Raw genomic sequence first — 19,402 nt, forward strand, 5'->3', positions numbered from 1 at the left:
TCCGCGCGAAATCTCGTGCCGCGCCGGTCCGGACGGGGTGCCGAAACAGATAAAATAACACTAGTCTGACGTAATGCCGGATGTTACGTTTTTCGCGATCCGGCCGGCCGCCGCGATCGCAAACCTGGCACCGGAGAATATCATGGTTCACCTCGATCAGCCGCGCCCGTCGCTCGACCACATCCTCAACCGGCGGCACAAGATGCTGATCGGCGGGGCATGGGTCGATGCGCGCGACGGCGGCCTGATCGACGTCGAGGATCCCGCGACCGGCGAGATCATCGCCCATGCCGCGGCCGGCGAAAGCGCGGACATCGATGCGGCGGTGAAGGCGGCGCGGCGCGCCTTCGAAGGCCCATGGAGCAGGCTCGCGCCCATGCAGCGCACGGCGCTCATGCTCAAGCTGGCCGACATCCTCGAGGCGCATTCCGAGGAATTCGCGCACATCGAGACGTTCGACGTCGGCCAGCCGCTGGCCATCTCGCGCCCGAGCACGCTGGGCGCGCCCAATACGCTGCGCTACTTCGCGGGCTGGGCCAGCAAGCTGACCGGCGAGACCATGACGCCGCTGGTTCCGGGCAATTGGCACGCTTATACGCTGCGCGAGCCGGTCGGCGTGGTGGGGCTGATCGTTCCTTGGAACGCACCCTATACGAGCACGCTCAACAAGCTGGGCGCATTGCTGGCGGCAGGCTGCACGGTCGTCATCAAGCCGGCGGAGCAGACGCCGCTGGCCACCGTGCGCATGGGCGAGTTCATCCAGCAGGCGGGCTTCCCCGACGGCGTCGTGAACATCGTCACGGGCTACGGACATACCGCCGGCGATGCGCTGGTGCGCCATCCCGACGTCGACAAGATCTCGTTCACGGGCTCGACGGAAACGGGCAAGCTGGTGCTCAAGACCGCGGCCGAGACCATGAAGCGCGTCACGCTGGAGCTGGGCGGCAAGTCTCCCATCGTCATCCTGCCGGACGCGGATCTCGACAAGGCGATCGAGGCGGCGGCGCTCGGCATCTACCGCAATTCCGGCCAGATCTGCGTCGCCGGATCGCGCTTGTTCGCGCATCGCGACGTGTTCGACCGCGTCGTCGACGGCGTCGCCGCCTATGCAGACCGCATGAAGGTGGGGCCGGGTCTCGAGCCGGGCGTCGAGATCGGCCCGCTGGTGTCGCGCGTCCAGATGGACCGTGTGGTGCGCCTGATCGGCGAGGGGCGCTCCGACGGCGCGCGCGTCGTGACCGGCGGCGACCGGATCGGCGACAAGGGCTATTTCGTCCGTCCGACCGTGCTGGTCGATACCACGCCGCAGATGTCGGTGCGCCGCGAAGAGATCTTCGGCCCCGTGCTGTGCGCCGCCTCGTTCGCCGACAACGACCTCGAAGCCATCGCGCGCGACGCGAACGACACGAGCTTCGGCCTGGCGGCGACCATATGGACGCGCGACATCTCCGCCGCGCACAAGCTCGCGAAGATGATCAAGGCGGGATCGATCAAGATCAACTCCCGCGAATTCCCGGAGCAATCGATGCCGTTCGGCGGGCTCAAGCAATCCGGCATCGGACGCGAGCGCGGACGCGAGGGCGTCGAAGAGTATACCGAGCTCAAATCCGTGATCGTCGGGCTGTAGAGACGGCGCGGCGGTTCATCGGCCGGGCGCGGGGTGCCGCCGCGGGCTCGCTGTCGGGTAGTCAGTATTCTGTGATTGCGCCCGGTCGCGGCGGCTGCGTTCGCCGCTCGCGCGCCCAGGGCTCCGATGAATCGTCCATCGCGGCAAGAGTTTATGCTTTTCGTGCTGTCTCGCGCCGGCGTGATCATGTCCGGGCAATTCGCGACGACGTTCGCACGCCGATTAATTGACAGCACTATGATAATCCACTTATCCTGACCGCCTTATGCAAGGGCAAGAGGGTGAAAATGGAATTCGGCCTGCAGTTCTTTCCAAACGTCACGCCGGAGGAGATCGGCCCGGCCCAGTATTTCGACAATTGCATCGCCCTTTCGCGCGAGGCCGAGACGCTGGGATTCACGCATACGCGCATGGTCGAGCATTATTTTCACCGCTATGGCGGCTACAGCCCGAACCCGCTGATGTTTCTCTCCTCGCTGGCGCAGCACACCAAGACGATGCGGCTGGTGACGGGCGCCATCCTGCCGGTGTTCAGCAACCCGCTGAAGATGGCCGCCGAAATCGCGATGGCGGACGCGCTGTCCCATGGACGGCTGGATGTGGGCTTCGCGCGCGCCTTTCTGCCGCACGAATTCCGGCGGTTCGGCATTTCGCAAGATGAATCGGTCGGTCGCTTCCGCGAAGGGCTGGAGCAGATCGAATTGCTGCTGACCCAGAAGAACGTGACGCATGAGGGCCAGTTCCACCGCATCGTCGACACCACCTCCTATCCGCCCGTGGCGCAGCGGCCGAAATTCTACATCGCGGCGACGCAGACGCCCGAGTCGTTCGAGTTCGCCGGCCGCAAGGGCTACTGCCTCATGGCCATGCCGATGGGGCAGGGAATCCGAAAGCTGTTCGACATCTACCGCGCCGCCTGGCGCGAGGCCGGGCATCCCGGCAAGGGCGAGATCATGGTGGCGTTCCACATGTTCTGCGACGAGGATTCGGCGCGCGCCCGCGAGATCGCGCGCGGCCCGTTCGACGCCTATTTCAGGACCATCGTCGAGGTGACCAGCGATTTCGCCACGACGCCGGATTCCTCGAACTATCGCGGCTACAAGGAATCGATGTCGAAGATGGACACGATCACGCTCGAGAAGAACATCGCCGCGGCGACGGCGTGGATCGGGACGCCGGGCGAAGTGAAGCTCCTGATCGAACGGATGATCGAGGAGACCGGCGGCTTCGAGCATGCGTCCATGCAGGTCCAGTTCAGCAATATGGAGCTGTCCGTTGCCCAGAAATCGATGCGGATGTTCGCCAGGGACGTGCTTCCGGCCTTCGCCGAGCGGTGATGCGGATGTGCGGCGTTGGCCGCCCGGGATAGTTCGGCGGCAAGGCCGGAGGTGAGGTAGACATGTCTCAGACGGCATCGATCGGGGTGGCAGACGGCGCCGTGCGGCGCGAAGACATGGACGCGGCTTCCATCAAGCCGCTGTGGGAAAGCCCGACCGCGCACAGGCCGCCGCCCAAGCCGCGCGCGGCGCATCTGTGGAAATGGGAAGAACTTCGTCGTTTCGCCCGCTACGCCGCCACCCTGACGTCTCCGGCGGCGGTCGAGCGGCGGGTTCTCCAGCTCATGAACCCGCAGCCGGCTTCGCCCACCGACGAGTCCACGGTCGGAAACCTGGCGGCCGCTCTGCAGATATTGCTGCCGGACGAGGCGGCGCGGCCGCATCGTCACTCGATCAATGCGTTGCGCTTCGTGCTCGAGGGCGACGGCGTGACGACGATCGTCGACGGCCAGGCGGTTCCGATGCACGTCAACGACATGCTGCTCACGCCGGGAAATTGCTGGCACGAACATCGCCACACCGGCGACAAGCCGATGATCTGGCTGGACGCGCTCGATGTGCCGTTGCACGCGGGACTGGGCACCATCACCTTCCAGCCGGGGCCGGTCGACAACGTGCCGGCGATGCTGCCGCAGGGCGCGTTCGCATCGCCCGGCGTGCTGCCCGCCGAGGGCGGTCCGGCCGTGCCCTATTCGCCGGTCTTCCGCTATCCCTACAAGGATGCCGTGTCGGCGCTGGAACAGGTGTCTGTCGGGCCCGACGGCACGCGCACGGTTCGCTACGTCAATCCGCTGACGGGCGGCGCGCCGATGCCCACCATCGACTGCCGGCTGGTGGGGCTGGAGCCGGGCCGTCGCACGAAGCGCTATTGCAGCAATGCGAGCGCCATCTTCCTCGTCGTCGAGGGCGAGGGCGAAAGCTGGGCCAATGACGTGCATTTCCGCTGGCAGGCGCGCGACATCTTCATCATGCCGCCGGGCAATTGGCTGCAGCATCTGGCGCAAACGCGGGCGCGGCTGTTCGTCGTCTCCGACCGGGAAGCGCTGAGCCGCCTGGGCATCCTCAAGGAAGAATACCGAAACTGAGCCGTCCGCCGGCGGCGAGGGATTTCCTCAGGACTCGACGTCCCCCGTCCAGGCCGCCCAGGCGCGACCGACCTGCAGCTCGGCCGTCGCTTCGGCGGCCCGCGCCTCCGCCGCGGTCAGGGACGTTACGGCACCGAACGCCGCGGCGCTCGTCTGCACTCTCGCATTCACCTCGGCATAGACCGCCCGATAGACGGCGTGCGGCACCGACGTGCCGACGACCGTCGAGCCATGGCCGCGCATTAGAACGACGCTCGCATCGCTGAGAGATTGGGCGAGCGCCGCGCCCAGCTCGCGCGAGCGGACGAGAAGGTCGGTGCCGTCGCCGGCGACGTCCCGGATCTCGAACAGCGGGACTCCGTCGCTCAGGAAGCCGCAGGTGTGGCAGACCGCGCGAAGCGGGTTTGCCTGCGCGATCCCCATCGCGACCATGGCGGGTGAATGGCTGTGAACGACGCCGCCGACGTCGGGGCGGGCCGCATAGACGGCGCTGTGGATATACCTTTCGATGAACGCCGGCGCGCCTTGCGCGGACGTGGTCTCGCCACGCAGGTCGAACTCGCAAATGTCGTCGTCGCACACGAGGCCGGGCGGCTTGCGCCTGGCGAGAAGAAAGCGGTCGGGACGTTCGGGGTGCCGCGCGCTGACATGGCCGAAGCCGTCCAGAACCTGATGCTGCAGCAAGATGGCGTTCGCCTGGATCATCTGCCGTTTGACGGCGGCGAGGGCCTCGCTCATGGGACGCTCCTTGCAATCGCGGCGCGGCCGGCGACCGCTATTTGAAATTGCTGCTCCCGGGCGCCGGCGCGATGGCGATGCCGCGGGCGATGCCCGGCCTCGCCGCCACGCGGTCCCGCCAGCGGCGGATGTTCGGATAGGCGCCGCCCTCGTCGATCATAGCCGCGACCACCGGCAGGATGACATTGGGATAGAGCGCGATGTCGGCGATCGACAGCGCATCGGCCACGAACGCCCGGCCCTCCAGCCTGTGTTCGAGCACGTCGAGAAAGCGCTTTGTGCGCGCCAGGAAGAAGCTCTGCGCCGCGTGTCCGGCTCCGAGGGCGCGTCCGACCTGGAAGGCCGACGCGGAGGCGCAGGCCATGTCGCTCATCGCGAATTGCAGCCACTCGATCGTCCGCAGCCGGGCTTCGCCCGCACCCAGCAGCATTCCGGATTTCTCGGCGAGATAGAGCAGTATGGCGCTCGACTGGCTGAGCGCCAGCGGCCCGTCGCTGCCGTGATCCACGACGACGGGAATGGCGCCGGCGGGATTGATCGCCAGAAAGGCGGGCGTGCGATGCTCGCCGCGCGCGATATCGATCCAGATCGGTCGATAAGGCAGGCCGGTCTCCTCCAGCATGCAGACGACGCGCTGTCCGTTGGTGGTGCCGCAACTGTAGCAATCGATCATGTCGTCACCCGGCGACCTTGGCGCCGACGAACGCCTCGAAATATCTGACGATCGCGGTAACGTCCTGCGCCGGGCCGATCTGGTCCGCGGCCTTCGCCGCCAGCGCACGGGTCTCGGCGACCACGCCGGCCGGTATGCGGACGCCCGCCGCTTCGTCCAGATAGAGATCGAGCTTGCCCAGGGCGTCGCCCAGCGACTCTCCCGACCCGAAAGTCCGCGTCAGAACGTCATGCGGAAGCAGGTCCGCCGTCGCGCTGTTGCGGCCGGTGCCGGCATCGATCACATCGACCAGCACGCCCGAGGCGATGCCCGCGGCGGTTCCGACCGCCACCGCCTCGCAGGAGGCCGCGAGGGCCGTCAGGCCGAGCGCATCCCCGATCAGTGCGCAGATCTGCGCCTGGCCGGGGCGTTCGCCCATTTTGGAGATCCGCGACGCGAAAGCCGCGGCGATTTTCTCGACCCTGTCCAGGTCCGCCGCCGCGCCCGACAACACCAGCCGCAGCGTGCCCCGGTCCGCCTCTTTCGGCGTGCCGGACAGCGGTGCATCCACCAGCCGTATGCCCGTCGAACCGAGCACCTCTTCCAGCACGCGGATCGCGGGCGGACCGATCGTGGATATATTGACGAAGATGCGCGCCGCCTGGCCTTGCGCGACGGACCGCGCCAGCGGCGCGGCTTGTTCGCCGGTCGGCGCGCCGAAAACGAACTCGGCGCAATCCGCGACCTGGCGCGGCGATTCCAGCACCCGTGCGCCGAGCCGGGCGAGGCGGGACAGGGCGCCGTCGTCGGCGTCGAACACGGCCAGCCTCGTGCTCTGCGTCAGCAGCCGCCGCGCCACTGCTTCGCCCAATTCCCCCAGCGTCGTGAAACCGAGCATATCAGCCATTCCCGTGCCGCCTCCGTGATTTCATAGTACTGAATAAGATGGCGCGATCAATGCGCAGGCTCCGCGACCGCCGGAGGGCCGTTCCGATCCGGAGCCGCGCCGGCCCCGCATGAACTCACCGGCGCGGGGCGGGGTATTGCGCAAACGGCCGGTCGACGGGCGGCAGGTCGTTCGGCGCCAAGCCGTCTCCGGACACGGCGAGGATCAGGGATATCGTCGCATATTGGCCGAGCATGAAGACGAAATCGGTGACGCCGCGCTCGCCCAGCAAGTCGAACGCGCTGCGGAAGGTCTTCTCGTCCACGCGGCGGAAGAGTTCGAGCTCGGCGGCATAGCGGAACACGATCTCTTCGTCCGGGGCCAGCGCGGCGGGAACGTTCCCCAGGCGGATGGCGTCGATGACCGGCGGCGAAAGCCCCGCCTTTGCCGCACGGGGCGCATGGAGCGACCATTCATATTCGTCGTTCCAGACCCGCGCATGCACCAGGATCGCCAGTTCGACCAGGTGCTCGTCCAGACCGGTGTGAAACCGCAGATAGCTGCCCATGGCTTGAAACCTGGCGGCGGCTTCGGGGCTGCGAAGCATCATGTTGAACGGACCGCGTATGCCGTTCAGCGAAAAGGCGCTGATCGCCTCGGCCAGGCGCCTCTGGTCGTCGGACATCGTCTCCGGCGTCAGCGGCGCAAACCGGGACGCCGGCTTTGCGGGTTCGCGGGTATTGGAGATTTCGTCCATCATCGGCTCCGTCTTCGGCAGCATCGGCCGCCGTCGCCACGCATTGGCTTGCCGCTTGACCTCCGCGGCGAACATGATCAGCATTATGTATATCGCCGGGGCCCGGCCGGCAACGCCGTCGCGGCCCCTACAGACGAGACGGACAATCATGGCAAACGCAGAAGTCGGCTTCATCGGTCTGGGCAATATGGGCGGGGCGATCGTGCGGCGCATGCTCAAGACGGGCGTGGCGGTGACGGTGTTCGACATCGACGCCGAGACGATGCGGGCGTTCGTGGCGGCCGGCGCCACGGCGGCAAGCTCGGTGAAGGATGTCGCGGACCGGGCCTCGCTGGTGCTGGTGTGCCTGCCGACCGGCGGGTTTCCGGGCATCGCGCGCGAAGCGGTCCAGGGGGGCGCGCTGCAGGTCTATGGCGAATTGTCGACCATGCGGCCCGCGACCATGCAGGAGATCGAAGACATCGTTTCGGCGCGGGGCGTGGCGCTGGTCGATGCGCCGGTGAGCGGCGGCGTCACCATAGCCGAGCGCGGCGAGCTCAGCCTGATGATGGCGGGCACGGCCGAGGCGACCGGCAGGGTGGCGGCGGCGCTGAAATCCGTGACGGCCCATGTGTTCCACGTCGGCGCCAAGCCGGGGCAGGCGCAATTGTGCAAGCTCGCCAACAATGCCATCGGCTTCACGCTCTTCATCGCCAGCTGCGAGGCGCTGGTCGTGGGCGCCGCGGCGGGCATCGCGCCCGCGGTTCTTCTCGAGGCGGTCGACGCGGGCCGAGGCCGCAACAGCTGGACCGCCGACAAGTTCGGCCCTCACATCCTGTCGCGCACATTCGACGCCGGCGGCAAGCTCGGCGGCGGGCCGAAGGCGCTCGACCTGTATCTCGCCGAAGCCGAAATCCTGGGAATGCCGCGCGCGCTCGTGGCGCGGGCGCGCGACGTCTGGGCGAAAATCGCGACGGTACTGGACCCCGCCAAGGACTTCACGACGATCATCCGGTATTTCGAGCAGTTCGCGGGCGTCGAATTGCGAGGGCCCTGGCCGGCCGGCCAGCCCGCCGGCCGGGCATGAGCCTTCTGGGCGCCGGCGCCTTGATGATGTGGTGCGACTATCCGCGGTCGCGTTCCGCCGAACAGGGCGCCTGGCACTCCAAGGAGCATTTGCCCGAGAGGCTCTCGGTGCCCGGATTCCTCCGGGGCCGCCGCGGCATCCGGGAAGACGGCGACAACGCGGCGCTGTTCATCCTGTACGAGTTGACCGACCTGTCGGTGATGACATCCTCCGCCTATCTCGCCCGGCTGAACGCGCCGACGCCTTGGACGGTCCGCGTGAACGCCGCGACGTCGAATTTCAACCGCTCGCCGGGGCGCGTGATGAAAAGCTGGGGCCTGGGGGCCGGCGGCGTCATCCTGACGGCGCGTTTCGCGGCTCCGGCGGGCCATGAAGCGCAGACGATTCGCGAGGCCGAGGCGTGGTCGACCGGTCTTGCCGAAGAGCCGGCGGTCACCGGCGCCCATTTCATCGCGACCGAGCCGGACTGGGTGGTCGCCACGCGCGAGCAGGAGCAGCGGGGCCGGCCGGACGCGCTCGCCGCTCTCGTCGTGATCGCGGAAGGTTACGATCCGGAGAGCCTGGGGGACGCCTGCAGGCGATGCCGGCCGCCGTCGTTGGATTGCGACGTCGCCTTCGACGGCTATCGGATCGTTCACCTCGCCTGAATCGCGCTTGCCCAAATGCTAGCGGACGCGAACGTCCATCGCGCCGATCTTCTCGATCTCGCAATGCATGACGTCGCCGGGACGGACCGGGCCGACGCCCGCGCAGGTGCCGGTCATGATGATGTCGCCAGGCCACAGGGTGTAGAATTGCGAAGCCCAGGCGATCTGCTCCGCGATGCCCATGATCATCAGCCGCGTGTTTGATCTCTGGCGCATCTCGCCATTGACGGCGAGCGAGAAGTCGAGGTCTTGCGGGTCGCCGATCTCGTCCGGTGTCACCAGCCAGGGCCCGGCGACGGCATAGCTGTCGATCGACTTGCGGAAGCTGCGGTCTTCCGAGCCGCGCACCACCATGTCCAGCGCGATGGTGTATCCCGCGACATGGTCGAGCGCGTCGGCCGGCGCGATATCCGATCCCTTGCGCCCGATCACGACGCCCAGTTCCATCTCATGATCGTTGCGCCGGTCGGGAAAGCGCAGCGTCACGCCCTGCGACGGACCCACCAGGGCGCTCACGGCCTTGAGGAACATGCCCTGTTCGCGGATGCTCCCCGCATAGCGCTTGGTAAAGACCTCGGCCTGCGCGTCGGCTTCCTCGACATGCTCATGATAATTCGCCGGCGTTCCGATGATCTTGGTCGGCCGGCCGACCGGGCTTAGGAAACGGGCGTCGGCGAGCTTTCGAACCGGACCGGCCGGCCGTGCGCCGCCGATCGCGGCGACAAGCGTCGACAGATGCGTGATGACCGGATCGCCGCCGATCGCCGGGTAGCTCGCCGGCGGAAGCGCGCCCAGCGCCGCGGTCACGTCGCGCACCGCGTCTTCCGCGACCAGTCCCAGACGGCTGTCGTCGAACCACCCCAACCTCATGGCCGTCCCCTTCCTGCGTTCGCCGAGCCTGAACTCAGTATACTCACAAAACGACTATCGCGCGGGTGTCGCTTCCGCGCAACGGTCCTGACGGCGGGGCGGCGGCGCGGGGGCCGCCGCCGGCGACCTTAAGCCCGGGCCGGAGCGCCGCAGCCGGGCAAAGGAAAACGGAGAAACAGGCGCGTGTTCAACGGGCATCGCGAACGACGAGAGAAAGACCGACGGCACGAATACCATGCAAAATAAGACGTAAAATGCTGATTATATGGCGCAAGCTTGGCCGAACACCGCCGGCATCGCATCTAGGTGCGGCGAGGATAGGGCGTCGTCGACGCTGGAGTTTGCTTGGTCTGTCGGGGGGCGGTTCTTCAGTGGATTTGCATCGCCCGGCCGGCCCGTCTTTCCGCCGATTATCGGGGAAACCGGGGCCGCTTTTCCCGTGCCTCGATCGTCAGTACTAGGATTGACAGTATTAGGATACGAAGCAAGACTTCCGCCTGTACGAACCGTCCCCGGAGAGGGTCGGCGACAGCCGCGTCGGAGCGGCAATATCACGGCTCGCCTCGGCGGGCCGGTCACGGGAGGGCTACCTAGTGGGCGTCAATCGCTTTTCTCATTCGCTGCTTTTTGCGGCATCCGCCGTCGCCCTGATCGCCGGTGCACCGGCGAGGGCACAGGACGCGGCCGCGCCGCCGCGGGACGCCGGTCCGTCCCAAGGCGCTGCGACGGTCGAGACCGTCGTCGTCACGGCCGAGCGCCGCTCGCAAGACGTCCAGACCGTGCCGATCGCGATCACGGCGGCGTCCGCCGAGCGCCTTCAGGCCGTGGGGATCACCAACACCCAGCAGCTGTCGCTGATCGCGCCCAGCCTGAACGTCAGCAACATCGCCGGCGGCGTGAGCTTTTTCATCCGCGGCGTGGGCACGACGGCCTCGCAGGTCGAAAACCAGGTGGTCACCTATCTCGACGATGTCTATGTGCCCGACCAGCGCCATGTCGGTCTCGACCTGATCGACGTCGATCAGGTCGCCGTGCTCAAGGGCCCGCAGGGCACCCTGTTCGGCCGCAACGCGACCGGCGGCGTGATCCAGGTGTCGACCCGCGATCCCGGCGACACGCCCGAAATGGAGGTGCGCACCAGCCTCGACAATTACTTCACCTCGCGCAGCGGCATCTTCGTCGGCGGTCCGATCACCGACAGCATCCGCGGCAGCTTCACCGGCGGCTTCACGACGCAGGGCAATGGCTGGGGCCACAACCCGATCGCCAATTACGACACGTTCAAGATCAGCGACGACCTCAACCTGCGCGGCAAGCTCATTTTCGACTTCGGCAACGACGCCTCGCTCAAGCTCATCGCCGACTACAAGAACATGGACGACACCGCCGCGATCATCGAGGTGCCCTATCCCGGAACGGTGCTGGCGTTCGAGCCGGGCGTGGTCGGCCCCGACAATTACTACAATTCCCGCGGCAACTATCCGAACGTGCAGCACATGACCGACGGCGGCCTCTCCGCCGATCTGCGCTTCAAGGTAGGCGATCTGTCGGTCCGCAGCATCACCGGCTACCGCGCCGGCATCGACAACTTCCAGTTCGACGCGGATCGCACGCCGGTGCCGGCCTTCGACATCAACGTCAAGGAACGCGACCACAATTTCAGCCAGGAAGTGCAGGTGCTCTCGCCGGAGGACGGCCCGTTCAAATGGGTGCTCGGCGCCTACTATTTCCACAACTACAACGGCGCTCTTCCGTTCACGCTCCACTTCCAGGGCCCCTTCGCGCCCGGACCGACCGATCTCGGCCACGAGTTCATCTCGGCCGTCGAGACGACCAACTCCTTCGCCGGCTTCGGACAGGCGACCTGGGAGATCCTGCCGGGAACCCATCTGACCGGAGGCCTGCGCTACACCACCGAGAAGCGGCAGCTCTTCGGTTCGGATACCGGCACCCTGAACGACGGAACGCCGGAGACGTTCTCGACCGCGAACGGCACCGGGCCGCACACCATCACCTTCGGCAATTGGAGCTTCCGGGGCGCCCTCGATCATCAGTTCACGGACGATATCATGGGCTATATCTCGTTCGACCGCGGCTTCAAGAGCGGCGGCTACAACATTTCGTCGCTGACCAATCCGGCGTTCAAGCCCGAGCAACTCGACGCCTATCAGGCCGGCCTGAAGACGGAGCTGTTCGATCACCGTCTGCGCCTGAACGCGGCCGCGTTCTATTACGACTACAGGAACGTGCAGGTGGTGACGTTCACGTTCGTCTCGCAGATCACCAATGGCGCGGCGGCGGAGATGTACGGCATCGATGCCGATTTCGAAGCGCAGATCGACGACCATCTCAGCCTGACCGGCGGCCTGTCGCTGCTGCACTCGGTATTCACCAACTACAAGAATGCCGTGTTCACCGTGCCGCTCGGCGGCGGCGCCTATTCGCTGATTTCGGGCGACGCCACGGGCAACCGCACGCCGTTCTCCGAGCCGGTCCAGGCCTCGCTCGGCGTCGACTACACCGTCGATACCGACATGGGCGGCCTTCTGTTCAACGTGACGGATTCCTACAACTCCGACTATTACTACGAAGCGGACAACAACATGCGGCAGCCGGCGTACAACATGCTCAACGCGTCCGCGACGTTGACGCTGCCGGGCGACAAGTACAGCGTCAAATTGTGGGGCACCAATCTGCTCGACAAGCGAGTCGGCACCTACGCGGCCAGCCAGGCGCTGGGCCTCCTCGTCAGCTACGGAACCGCGCCGCGTCTGTTTGGTATCACGCTCGATGCCAAGCTTTAGCGACGGTGGGAGCGGCGGCCGTCTGCCGCCGCTCGTCCCTTGAAGAGCGTTGCGAGTTGAGTTCGACAAGAAGCTTGCGGATGGAAGGCTAGAGGCATGTCTCTTCAGAGCGGACGGATCACCGTTCAAAAGGTCGACGAACTCGGGGCTGTGCTGCTGCCGATGACGCGGGCCTTTCCGGACGTGACGCGCGAGGACTTGCGCCATACCCGCGAATGGTACACCGAAGGCTCGACCGGCGACGACCCCGCCACGGCCATCGTCGGCGTCCCCTTCCACAGTTTCGTGCTGAAGGTCGAGGGCAAGAACATCCTCATCGACACCTGCAACGGCAACCACAAGACCCGCAGCGATGCGACGCCCTGGAACAACGATCTGAACCTGCCCTATCTGGAGAACCTCGAGGCCGTCGGGCTCGCGCCGGAGGACATCGACGTGGTGCTCTGCACCCATCTGCATTTCGATCACGTCGGCTGGAACACCCGCCTCGAGAACGGCAGATGGGTTCCGACCTTTCCCAAGGCGCGCTATCTGTTCACGCGCGCCGATTACGAATTCTTCGACAAGAACCACGAGGAGCCGCTTCATCTGGCCTCGTTCGAGGACAGCATCCTGCCGGTCGTGGAGCATGGGCTGGCGGATCTGGTCGAGACGGATCACGTCGTCGAGCACGAAATCGGAAACGGCGTGTGGCTCGAGGGAACCCCGGGACATTCTCCGGGAAGCTGCGTCGTCCATGCCAAGCGGGGCGGCGACCAGCTCGTCTTCTCGGGCGACACCTTCCACCATCCGCTGGAACTGACCCGGCCGGACATTCTGTTCTTCGGCGATCTCGATCACGGCCTGGCGGCGGCGACGCGCCGAAAGATGTTCGAGCGCTATGCGGACACGTCGACGCTGTTTCTGCCCGCGCATTTCGGCGGCGCGTCGGCGGGACGCATCCAAAGGCATCGTCACGGATTCAAGTTCGACTATCTCGATCCGGCGACTTTCAAGGCGACGTGAGCGTGTCACCGCGGGTGATCGTCACGGGCGCAGCGTCGGGCCTCGGCAGGGCCGTCTGCATGGCTTTCGCCGCCGACGGCGCCTGGGTGCTGGCCGTCGACCGCAACCGCGACATGCTGGAAGAGACCTGTCTTCTGGCCGCTTCGGCGCCGGGCGAGATTTGCGCCATGGCATGCGACCTGCTGGAAGGCGATTGCGGCCAGCGCGTGGTCGACGCCTGTGTGGCGCTGGGCGGGCGACTCGATCATCTGATCAACAATGTCGGTCAGGGCGGCTCGCCACCGCTGCATCTGACGCCTGACGATCGGCTTGCCTATTTCCTGGAGGTCAACTTCATGGTGGCATTCCGCCTCTGCCGCGCCGCGATCCCGATCATGCGCCGGGCGGGCGGCGGCACCATCGTCAACATCGCGTCGGGCGTGGCCTTGCGCGGCTCCGTTCCCGGCAATACGGCCTATGTGGCCGCGAAAAGCGCCGTCATCGGCATGAGCCGGCAGATGGCCGCGGAATACGGCCGCGACGGCATACGGGTGAATGTCGTCGCGCCCGGCATCGTGCCGACCCCGGCAAACGCCGAGCGCATCGCCGGCGGCGCGTTTCAGGGAGACATCGACGCGATTCCGCTCGGCCATGTCGGGCGTCCGGAGGACGTCGCCAATGCGGTGGTTTTCCTCGCGGGTCCCAAATCCGCCTTCATCACCGGCGAAGTGCTGGCGGTGGATGGCGGATGGAGCGCAACGAAGTACAACGTCAACACCCATCCACCCTATCGCGACGCCTGACGGCCGCCCCGAAGGGCACGGCATGACCGGCGGACGACGTTGGGCAAAGACGGCGGAAGGACCAGCGCTTGGCACGAGACGGACAGGACTATCCCGGCGATATCTTCGACTATGTGATCGTAGGTGCGGGCTCCGCCGGCTGTGTGCTCGCGAACCGGCTGTCGGCCGACCCGGCGATCAGGGTCTGCCTGCTTGAGGCCGGTCCGAAGGATCGCAGCCCCTATATCCACATACCGTTGGGATTTATCGGGCTCATCCAGCATCCCGAACTGAACTGGCGCTTCATGGCGGCGCCGCAGAGCGAAATCAACGGCAGGCAGATCTACGTCCCGCGCGGACGCGTGCTGGGCGGCACGAGCTCGCTCAACGGCATGGTCTATATACGCGGCCATCCGACCGACTACGACGATTGGGCCGCGGCCGGCAACACCGGCTGGTCCTTCGCCGACGTCCTTCCCTATTTCAAGAGATCGGAAAACAACGCCAATTGGCGCAGCTCGCCGTTTCACGGTACCGACGGACCGCTCGCGGTCACCGATCACGGGCGCACCAGCAAGATGGGGCGCCTGCTGATCGAGGCCGCACAGTCGCTGCAATTCCCGGTCAATTCCGATTTCAACCAGGGCGACAAGCAGGAAGGTTTCGGCTTCCGCCAGGTGACGCAGCGGAACGGATTGCGGCAGTCTGCGGCTGCGGCCTTCCTCGCGCCGGTCCGCACGCGCCCCAACCTGAAGATCATTACCGGATGCAGCGTCGACCGGATTCGCTTTCGGGATGGCCGCGCCGTCGGCGTCGATGCCCATATGCGGGGCGAGACGACAGCCGTTCGCGCCGCACGGGAGGTCATCGTTTCGGCGGGCGCCATCGCCTCGCCGCTCATCCTCCTGCGCTCCGGCATCGGCGACGGGGACGCGCTGCGCCGCCATGGCATCGGCGTGCAACGGCATCTGCCCGGCGTCGGCCACAACCTGCAGGACCACACCTGCATCGGCATCGACGTATGCGCCCCCAAGGCTCCGTCCTACGGGATTTCGCTTCGTGCCATTCCGGCGCTGATCGCGAGCGCCTTCGAATATGCGCTGACGCGGCGCGGCATGTTCGCCAGCAATATCGTGGAGGCCGGCGGCTTCGTGCGGACCGACCCCTCTCTGCACCGGCCCAATCTGTCCTACACCTTCATGTCGGCGCGCCGGAACGTGCTCGGCGGCAGGATGGGGCGCGGACATGGCTATGCGCTCATCCCGCAGCTTCTGCGGCCGCGCAGCCGGGGCCAGGTTGCCCTCGGCGGACCGGGCTTCGACGCCCCCCCCTGGATCGACATGGGGCTGCTCAAGGACGCGGACGATCTCGAAGTGTTGCTGCAGGGGTTGAAGCTGGGACGGAGGATATTGGATACGCCGGCCTTCCGGAATTACGGCGGATTCGAAGAACTGCCGGGCCGCGAGGTCATGAGCGACGATCAGCTGCGCCGCTATATCCGGCAATTCTGCGCCACGGCATTCCACACCGTTGGAACGTGCCGCATGGGCACGGACGAGATGGCCGTTGTCGATCCGACGCTGCGGGTTCGGGGCATCGACGGCTTGCGGGTGGTCGACGGGTCCGTCATGCCGAACATCGTGGGCGGCAACACGAACGCTCCGATCATCATGATCGCCGAAAAGGCGTCGGACATGATTCTGGGACGTCCCGGGCCGGCGCCGCAGTTGGACAGATAAGGCGCGCGCGGCTCCCGCTCCGATTTTTCGATCGAACGGAGCAGAGTTGGACGCTAGCGACGCCCTGTACCAGCCCATTTTCAAAAAAAAACGCCGCCCCCCCCACTCGCTCGTGCGGTTATCACCGAATGCGGCAGCACTGGGCGCATGTCCGGTCTCCGGCCGTGCCGTAGAGACCCGCAGATCAGGTATTTTCGCGCCGCCTGGCCGCCAGTCTCCAACGCCAGATCGGAGACCACCACTTCGAGCCCCAATTAGAGGTTGGAGCTTACGCCTCGGGCTGACCGATCGAACTCTGTTTCCCTCAGGCACAGGATATGTCGGACAGTTTCCGGTATCGGCGCCCGGGCCCGACTCAAACTCGGCCGATCAGCTTCCTGGCCGCCAGAAGGTCGATGGTCGTGGGTTCATCTTCGAAATGGTCGACGATCGGGCGCAGCAATGCGCGCGCATCGCTTCGCCTTTTTTCGGCATCCCACGATTCGCAGATGGTCAGCGCGGTGCGAAGCTCCCAAAAGACGGCGCCAAGCTCGCGCGCCATCGAGATCGACGATTGCAAGATAATCGCGCCGGAATCCCGATCGATGCATTGCGACACCAGCTTGCCTTTCACGCGTAGAACTTCGGGCTTGCACCAGTGCATGGGGCTGCGCTCCGACGCTTCGAGGGTCGCCATCAGGTCCGTCGCAGCGCCGGTCTGGCCGGAATCGAGGAGGGCCTCGCAGAGGCAGGCTCGGATGATGGGATGGAAGACCTCATAGTCTCCCGCGGCCAGTTCGCGCAGTCCTTCGTTCACCAGCGGCATCCCGCCGTCGAAATCGGCGCGCCGGATCTGGCAGAGCCCCAGCAAGGCGAGGCCGAGACCCGCATAAACGCTGATACCGTGGCTTCTGCAGTGATCCAGGAGATCGACGACCTCTCGCTCGACCGTGTCGAGATCGGGCTGCGACAGGAACGCGTTGAACGCGGCCCAGGTCAGCGCAATGCAGTTCGGCATGGCAAGGTTGAGCTTTTGCGCTTCGAGCATTGCCTGCTCTTCCCATCGGCGCGCTTCTTCCGGGCGGCCTTGCATCAGCGCAAGATTCGACATGAGGCCGAGGCAGTCGGTGCGTCGATCGAAACCGATCTGTTTCACCTGCGTCAGCCGGGCGCTCTCAATGTCTTCATCCAAGGACCGCTGAAAATGCATACGAGCTTCGTCATGTCGCCCAAAGTAATGCTTGGTGAGCCCCAGCATCCAGTCGCTCATGGCGCATGCACCCGGATCGCCCAGCGCGTCGGTCACGGCGGCGCATTGCTCAGCCAGCGCAAGTGCCTTGGTCAGGTGCGGCGACCGGAGCTCCTGCACCCAAAGCGCAAGATAGGCCGCAAGCCGGCCCGCCGTGTCCTGCAAGGCGGTTGCGGTATCCAGTGCCTTTGTCCAGGTGGATACGACCTCGCCCGGCAGGCCTTGGGTAAGGACCAGGGCGCTGGCAGTCGCCAATTCGCACAGCAGCTGTTGCCGCGTCGGCGCTTCGCGGGTCCGCGCCTTCTCAGCCGCTTTGCGCGTCCATACCTGGCACTCCGCAAAAAGCGCCTTGCCGAGGAATAACGGCGCGGAGAACGCGGCCAGGTCGATGCCCAATTCTTCGTCGCCACCGACTTCGAAGGCCCAGCGCAGCGCCGCGCGGATGTTGTCGAGATCGGCGTGAGGCAAGGGCTGCCCGGCCAGGCCGCCCTCGCCGGAGGACGCACCAAGCAGAACGTCGCGATAATAAACGGCATGACGCCTGCGCAGCCGCCGCCACTCGTCCGCGTCGATCAACTTCGAGGCAGCATAGAGGCGCGTCGTGTCGAGCAATCGATGCCGCAGGCTCTCTCCGGCGATATCCGTCGAAACCAGCGATTTCGAGCATAGGCGGCCGACTGCGACGAAGACCTGCTCGCTGCCGACACCGTCATCCGAACTTACGGCATGTGCGGCCTCCAACGTGAAGCTGCCCGCGAAAACGGAAAGCCGCTGCAGCACGATGCGTTCGTGTTCGGAAAGAAGCCCATAACTCCAGTCGAGCGTGGCATTCAGGGTCTGATGCCGCTGCGGCGCAGTTCGCCGCCCCGGCCAGCGCAACGAAAATTGACTCTCAAGAAGTGCCGCGGTCCCGCGTATGCCTTGGAGCGCCACATGCGCGGCTGCGAGTTCGATGGCAAGCGCAATCCCTCCAAGTTTGCGGCACATGCCTGCCACGAGCAGCGCTTCGTCGTCGCTTTGGCCCGGGCGCACGCCGCTGCTTTCCATGCATTGGGTGAACAGCTGGACGGCCGGAAAGGTGCGAGCCGTGTCGGCAGACATCTTGGGATCGTCAGGCGGGCTCCCGAGCGCGGGAAGCTGCATCACGGTTTCGCCCGGGACCCGCAAGGCCTCACGGCTCGTGACCAGGAGATGCACATCGGCAAGCTCCTGAAACAACCGCCGCGCAAGCGGCGCCGCCGCGTCGATGAGATGTTCCGCACCGTCGAGCACAAGCAAAATGCGCTTGCCGCGCAACCGCGCGACGATGCTTGGGATGGGATCGTCGGACTGGACCGACAGCCCGAGGGCCGACGCGACCGCGCCCGCGAGCAGGCGCCGGTCCGCGAGCGGCCCGAGTTCCACGAAGCAAACGGCGCCCCGGAATTCCTGGATCGCCGCGTGTGCGACCGTAAGAGCCACCGTTGTCTTGCCGATTCCGCCGGCGCCGACGATCGTTACGAAGCGGCTGGACTTAAGCGCTTCTTGAATCTTGCCCACCGTGCCGTCGCGGCCGACCATTCGTTCGAGACGCGGCGGAAGCGGATAGTCGGCCGCCAAGGGCGGCGGCGTCCGCTCGGCCGCGGCGATCGCCTTGCGCGTGACCGAAGCGGTCAGACAATAGCCGCGACCCGGGACGGTTCGCAGATAGCTCGCCGCCTCGCCGTCCATGTTCAGCGCCTTGCGCAACGCGGCAATATGAACGCGCACCGTGATCTCTTCCACGAAAAGGCCACGCCAAACCTTCGCCAGCAATTCCTTTTGACTAACGATCTCGCCGGGACGCTCGAGCAGCGCGCTCAGGATGTCGAACGCACGGCTACCGAGCCGGATCGGCTCACCCGCTTTTTCAAGGACGCGCTCGGCGGGAAATAGCCGGAAGGGCCCGAAGGCGATGACCTCTGGCACAACCTTGGTACTTTCGAGAACATGCTGCATCGGTGTCAAATCTCGGCGTCGGCCGCAATTCGAACGATACGACGCGATACGCAATATCGGCGGGAAATTATCATAAAATCGAAGAATGTTTCTCAAAACCGGCAAAAAGGCTTGCGGAGTCGAAGCGGCAATGCCGTCGGGAAAATGCGCCGATCACTCTCCCAAGATTTTGTGATTTTTCGTCAAGCTCGCGGCGAAATACGGACTTTTCGACAAGACGCAC

General features: G+C 65.8%; 15 protein-coding genes. 9 read left to right on the top strand and 6 right to left on the bottom strand.

Annotation, left to right across the window (positions count from 1 at the left end; translation table 11 throughout):
* Positions 1–142 precede the first annotated feature (142 nt).
* The 3 genes from WDN01_01905 to WDN01_01915 all read left to right on the top strand — a co-directional run bounded on the left by WDN01_01905 (position 143) and on the right by WDN01_01915 (position 4,049).
* Complete coding sequence (locus WDN01_01905) at positions 143–1,627, top strand: aldehyde dehydrogenase family protein (protein MEJ0024755.1); 1,485 nt, start codon at positions 143–145, stop codon at positions 1,625–1,627.
* A gap of 287 nt (positions 1,628–1,914) precedes the next feature.
* Positions 1,915–2,964 (top strand): LLM class flavin-dependent oxidoreductase, encoded by a 1,050-nt coding sequence (locus WDN01_01910; protein MEJ0024756.1) that lies wholly within the window; start codon positions 1,915–1,917, stop codon positions 2,962–2,964.
* Between the two features lie 62 nt (positions 2,965–3,026).
* Positions 3,027–4,049: a cupin domain-containing protein gene (locus WDN01_01915; protein ID MEJ0024757.1), complete on the top strand. Its 1,023-nt coding sequence runs from the start codon at positions 3,027–3,029 to the stop codon at positions 4,047–4,049.
* Positions 4,050–4,076: 27 nt separating this feature from the next.
* Here the strand turns inward: WDN01_01915 and WDN01_01920 are convergent, their stop codons facing one another.
* The 4 genes from WDN01_01920 to WDN01_01935 form a co-directional block, all read right to left on the bottom strand.
* Positions 4,077–4,787, bottom strand: a complete 711-nt coding sequence (locus tag WDN01_01920) for a class II aldolase/adducin family protein (GenBank protein ID MEJ0024758.1) — start codon at positions 4,785–4,787, stop codon at positions 4,077–4,079.
* Between the two features lie 37 nt (positions 4,788–4,824).
* Complete coding sequence (locus tag WDN01_01925; protein MEJ0024759.1) at positions 4,825–5,460, bottom strand: glutathione S-transferase N-terminal domain-containing protein; 636 nt, start codon at positions 5,458–5,460, stop codon at positions 4,825–4,827.
* A 4-nt stretch (positions 5,461–5,464) separates the two neighbouring features.
* Positions 5,465–6,346, bottom strand: coding sequence for an NAD(P)-binding domain-containing protein (locus WDN01_01930; protein ID MEJ0024760.1), 882 nt, complete (start codon positions 6,344–6,346; stop codon positions 5,465–5,467).
* 115 nt (positions 6,347–6,461) lie between these two features.
* Positions 6,462–7,166 (bottom strand): carboxymuconolactone decarboxylase family protein, encoded by a 705-nt coding sequence (locus tag WDN01_01935; GenBank protein MEJ0024761.1) that lies wholly within the window; start codon positions 7,164–7,166, stop codon positions 6,462–6,464.
* 64 nt (positions 7,167–7,230) lie between these two features.
* Between WDN01_01935 and WDN01_01940 the strand changes: the two genes are divergently transcribed.
* The gene (locus tag WDN01_01940) at positions 7,231–8,148 is read left to right on the top strand and encodes an NAD(P)-dependent oxidoreductase (protein MEJ0024762.1); all 918 of its coding nucleotides are present in this window, start codon (positions 7,231–7,233) and stop codon (positions 8,146–8,148) included.
* A complete protein-coding gene (locus WDN01_01945) occupies positions 8,145–8,795 on the top strand; it encodes a hypothetical protein (GenBank protein ID MEJ0024763.1) in 651 nt (216 codons plus the stop codon). Before WDN01_01940 ends, WDN01_01945 begins: the two co-directional genes overlap by 4 nt.
* Before the next feature lie 18 nt (positions 8,796–8,813).
* Here the strand turns inward: WDN01_01945 and WDN01_01950 are convergent, their stop codons facing one another.
* A complete protein-coding gene (locus WDN01_01950; GenBank protein ID MEJ0024764.1) occupies positions 8,814–9,665 on the bottom strand; it encodes a fumarylacetoacetate hydrolase family protein in 852 nt (283 codons plus the stop codon).
* 593 nt (positions 9,666–10,258) lie between these two features.
* On the opposite strand from WDN01_01950, the gene WDN01_01955 reads away from it, so the two are divergent.
* The 4 genes from WDN01_01955 (at position 10,259) to WDN01_01970 (ending at position 15,974) form a co-directional block, all read left to right on the top strand.
* Complete coding sequence (locus WDN01_01955) at positions 10,259–12,469, top strand: TonB-dependent receptor (protein ID MEJ0024765.1); 2,211 nt, start codon at positions 10,259–10,261, stop codon at positions 12,467–12,469.
* Between the two features lie 96 nt (positions 12,470–12,565).
* On the top strand, positions 12,566–13,474 hold the full coding sequence (locus tag WDN01_01960; GenBank protein MEJ0024766.1) for an MBL fold metallo-hydrolase: 909 nt from the start codon (positions 12,566–12,568) through the stop codon (positions 13,472–13,474).
* Entirely contained in the window at positions 13,471–14,256 is a 786-nt protein-coding gene (locus WDN01_01965; protein MEJ0024767.1) for an SDR family oxidoreductase, read from the top strand. The genes WDN01_01960 and WDN01_01965 overlap by 4 nt, the downstream gene beginning before the upstream one ends.
* A 68-nt stretch (positions 14,257–14,324) precedes the next feature.
* On the top strand, positions 14,325–15,974 hold the full coding sequence (locus WDN01_01970) for a GMC family oxidoreductase N-terminal domain-containing protein (protein MEJ0024768.1): 1,650 nt from the start codon (positions 14,325–14,327) through the stop codon (positions 15,972–15,974).
* 355 nt (positions 15,975–16,329) lie between these two features.
* Here WDN01_01970 and WDN01_01975 read toward each other — a convergent pair whose 3' ends face one another.
* The gene (locus WDN01_01975) at positions 16,330–19,179 is read right to left on the bottom strand and encodes a winged helix-turn-helix domain-containing protein (GenBank protein MEJ0024769.1); all 2,850 of its coding nucleotides are present in this window, start codon (positions 19,177–19,179) and stop codon (positions 16,330–16,332) included.
* Positions 19,180–19,402 lie beyond the last annotated feature (223 nt).

Source organism: Rhizomicrobium sp., from assembly GCA_037200985.1.
Lineage (GTDB): Bacteria > Pseudomonadota > Alphaproteobacteria > Micropepsales > Micropepsaceae > Rhizomicrobium.